This window comes from Vibrio sp. D173a (assembly GCF_030248475.1).
Window position 1 is genome coordinate 1 of the sequence record NZ_JAHGAH010001346.1, and the last position, 745, is coordinate 745.

The window sequence follows — 745 nt, forward strand, 5'->3', positions numbered from 1 at the left end:
GATGCAGTGTTCTGAGTTGTGGCTCCAAGCCGTCACTCTTTGGCCACATGTAGATCAACGTAGTGGTGAAAGGAGCAATATAGCCTTGACCACAGTGCGAATTGTTCAGCTTAAGGTAATGACTCAGCTGTTTAAGGAGTTCACTCTTCTCTGCTAAGCCTAACGCCTTAACGCGTCGCGTAACTTCTGACAAATCAACCAGAACAAGTGCCGGTTCATAATCACAATGGGTCACGTCTTCTTTGAGCTGTGCAATGGTATATAGCCCGGTGTAAGGCTCATGACGTTCAACATCAATCGCAGCTTTGGTGGTTAAGAAGTTTTTTATTGCTTGAGTGATCATCAAGAAAATCATAACGCTGAGTGTAAACAACACCACAATCAGCCCATAGAACGTCTGATCGGTAATACCGCCCGATTCATAGGAGACGATGGTTTTGTGGATATTGACCAGCACAATCACGACGGTAAACAGAGCAGGAAGTACGAAACCAAATTGCCCCAAGCCAAGCCCAACCATAGGCACTAGCAGCAAGGAGAAAGCTATCGTCGTAACGAAATGCCCAGAACCAATCGCTGCCAGTAACACCGTCGACACCATCGCAACCCAGTAGAGATACAGCCGAGATTGCGCAGAGTGTTCAAACATCGAGCGGTTGAGCGCCAACAGCTGAGAGCACGTGCTGACAGAAAAGAACGCTAGCGCAACGGAAAACACGGGCGTTAGCACAAGGTGAGTCATAGA

At 47.8% G+C, this 745-nt stretch carries 1 protein-coding gene; it reads right to left on the minus strand.

Annotated features, from left to right (window positions below; translation table 11 throughout):
- A partial coding sequence (locus KIV40_RS33270; protein ID WP_285353666.1) for a hypothetical protein occupies nt 1-745 on the minus strand: 745 nt, incomplete at both ends.